Here is a 2,740-nt window from a genome sequence, read left to right on the forward strand (position 1 = left end):
ATATTCAAAGTTTATAATTTTTTTAATGGGTATAATTATGAGTGGTTGTGGATGTAGTAAAGAAACACCATGCGAAGATAAGAAATCTCAACAAGAAAATCATCCATCAATTGCAGAAGCAAACAATTCAAAGAATTGTGATAATACGCTTAGCTGTTGTGGTGAAGAGGAAGAAAAAAAATCTTCATCTCCTTGCTGTAACACTTCAAACAGTTGTGAAGATACCGCTCAATCCTGTTATGGTTCTGATCCCAAAGAAAATTTAAGCACTGAAGACGTTTTAAAAGATTCGCACTACATGAGTGAATACTTAGTTCCCAAAATGGATTGTTCTGCGGAAGAACAGATGGTTCGTATGGCGCTATCTTCAATTGATGGTGTTCAAAAACTCATCTTTGATTTACCTAACCGTTCTTTAAAGGTTCTACATAATCAAAAAGATGAAAATATAACCACCAAACTTGAAGCTTTGGGTTTTGGTGCAAAGCTTGTGAAGACTGAAACTTATATAAGCAATCAACAGGCTAAGCAAACAAGTACCTACACCATTCCTAAAATGGATTGCTCTGCTGAAGAGCAAATGGTCCGTATGGCTCTTGCAGATATTGAAGCAGTTAAAGGTCTTACTTTTGATCTTCCCAATCGAAAACTGAAAGTCTTCCATAATGAAGGGATTCAGCAAATTACGGCTAAACTCGAAGGACTGGGTTTTGGGGCGAAACTTGATGAAACACAGCTTTCTTCAGGCGATATACCTAATGAACCTGATCCTGTGAGACAAGCTAAAGTACTTAAACTGTTATTAGGTATTAATGCTCTACTTTTCTTTATAGAATTCATCAGCGGTATTATTGCTGCGTCTACAGGATTGATTGCTGATTCTCTAGATATGTTTGCCGATGCAGCCGTTTATGGTATTGCGCTATATGCCGTCGGAAAAGCTGCGAAATATCAAATAAAAGCAGCCCATTTCGCAGGTTGGATTCAGTTATTACTTGCTGTTATCGTGATTGTTGATGTCATTAGACGATTCATGTTTGGAAGCGAGCCAGAATCAACGCTCATGATTGTTATTGGCCTGCTCGCACTTATAGCTAACGTGACATGCTTATATCTTATTTCTGGTCATCGAGAAGATGGCGCACATATGAAAGCCAGTTGGATTTTCTCGGCGAATGACGTTGTCGTAAATATGGGCGTTATATTTGCCGGTGTACTCGTGGCGTGGACGGGATCAGCTTATCCAGACTTAATCATTGGCATACTGGTTTCTTTATTCGTACTTAATGGTGCCCGAAAAATTTTGGCTTTGAAGTAAGAGTATCGGGCACTGTTGCAAATAACCACGAATGGTAAGCTGAAGACTGTTTTAGCTAAAGGTGCAGCATATGAATCCTTTCCATGGTCGGCATTTTCAGGGCGAAATCATTCTTTGGGCTGTGTGCTGGTATTGTAAATATGGCATTAGCTATCGTGAACTGCAGGAAATGCTGGCCGAACGGGGTGTGAATGTTGATCACACGACTATTTACCGTTGGGTTCAACGTTATGCTCCTGAAATAGAAAAACGTTTACGCTGGTATTGGCGTAATCCTACAGATCTGAGCTCGTGGCATATTGATGAAACCTATGTAAAAGTGAATGGACGATGGTCTTATCTGTATCGTGCAGTCGATCAACGTGGCGATACCATTGATTTTTATCTTTCTTCTAGACGTAATACCAAATCAGCATATTGTTTTCTTGGAAAAATTTTAAATAATGTGAAGAAGTGGCAAATTCCACAAGTGATCAACACGGATAAAGCACCCACATATGGACGTGCTTTGTCGCGACTAAAACAGGAAGGAAAGTGTCCTGAAGACCTGGACCATCGACAGATTAAATACAAGAATAACGTGATTGAATGTGATCATGGCAAGCTCAAACGGATCATCAAGGCTACGTTGGGATTCAAGTCTATGAAAACGGCTTATGCCACAATTAAAGGAATTGAGGTTATGCGTGCTCTACGCAAAGGACAAGCTTCATTATTTTATAACGGTAATATTCTAGGAGAAGTTTGGCTAGTAAATAGAGTTTTCGGTCTCTAAGCTTTTTTGAAGGGAAAATCATCGACTCAGATCCCTATTTGCAACAGTGCCATATTTGATGACACATAATTTTCACTGGAATGTCACTGGTCCTCAATTTAACAGTCTGCACAATATGTTTATGGACCAATATACTGAGCAATGGAATGCATTAGACATTATTGCTGAACGAATTCGTTCGTTAGGTTTCGCTGCACCTGGAACATATAAGCAATTTGTGAAATTAGCATCCATTAAAGAGGTGGAAGGCGGTAAGCGTCCGCTGAATCCCATACCAATTTTTAATTCGATTTAGGTTTCCAGCAGTGTGGCAGTAACTCTTCAATCTGGGTCACTTTATGTGTCGGCAGCCTTTTCAGCACATCACTTAAATAGGCATACGGATCCAAGCCATTCAGCTTTGCTGACTGGATTAAAGTCATGATATTGGCAGCTCGTTGGCCGCTGCGCAGCGAGCCAGCAAACAGCCAGTTCTTGCGCCCCAACGCCCAGGGACGCATCTGATTTTCAATCCAGTTATTATCTATAGGCAAATTACCATCATCCAGATAGCGGCAGAGTGCCTGCCAACGTTTTAGGCTGTAATTGATCGCCTTGGCGGTGGGAGAACTCGATGGCACTGTCAGATGATGTTGGTTGAGCCATTC

3 protein-coding genes and 1 pseudogene are annotated in these 2,740 nt (G+C 40.6%); 3 read left to right on the forward strand and 1 reads right to left on the reverse strand.

Annotated elements, in window-relative coordinates:
• Nucleotides 1–37 precede the first annotated feature (37 nt).
• From C3420_RS16705 to C3420_RS16715, 3 genes and pseudogenes are all read left to right on the forward strand, one after another.
• Entirely contained in the window at nucleotides 38–1,318 is a 1,281-nt protein-coding gene (locus C3420_RS16705; RefSeq protein ID WP_004668302.1) for a cation transporter, read from the forward strand.
• A gap of 70 nt (nucleotides 1,319–1,388) precedes the next feature.
• Nucleotides 1,389–2,093: an IS6 family transposase gene (locus C3420_RS16710; protein ID WP_103801078.1), complete on the forward strand. Its 705-nt coding sequence runs from the start codon at nucleotides 1,389–1,391 to the stop codon at nucleotides 2,091–2,093.
• A gap of 52 nt (nucleotides 2,094–2,145) precedes the next feature.
• Nucleotides 2,146–2,343: pseudogene (locus tag C3420_RS16715) on the forward strand (Dps family protein); the annotation flags it as partial.
• A 31-nt stretch (nucleotides 2,344–2,374) separates the two neighbouring features.
• On the opposite strand, the gene C3420_RS16720 reads toward C3420_RS16715, so the two are convergent.
• On the reverse strand, nucleotides 2,375–2,740 hold a 366-nt coding region (locus C3420_RS16720), incomplete at its 5' end, for an IS66 family transposase (RefSeq protein ID WP_146048178.1).

The sequence above is a fragment of the Acinetobacter sp. ACNIH3 genome (genome assembly GCF_002918965.1).
GTDB lineage: Bacteria > Pseudomonadota > Gammaproteobacteria > Pseudomonadales > Moraxellaceae > Acinetobacter > Acinetobacter schindleri.

What these genes read in the sequence shown, in the direction of transcription:
- C3420_RS16705 (WP_004668302.1), top strand. Translation starts at nt 38, where the DNA reads ATGAGTGGTTGTGGATGTAGTAAAGAAACACCATGCGAAGATAAGAAA.
- C3420_RS16710 (WP_103801078.1), top strand. Translation starts at nt 1,389, where the DNA reads ATGAATCCTTTCCATGGTCGGCATTTTCAGGGCGAAATCATTCTTTGG.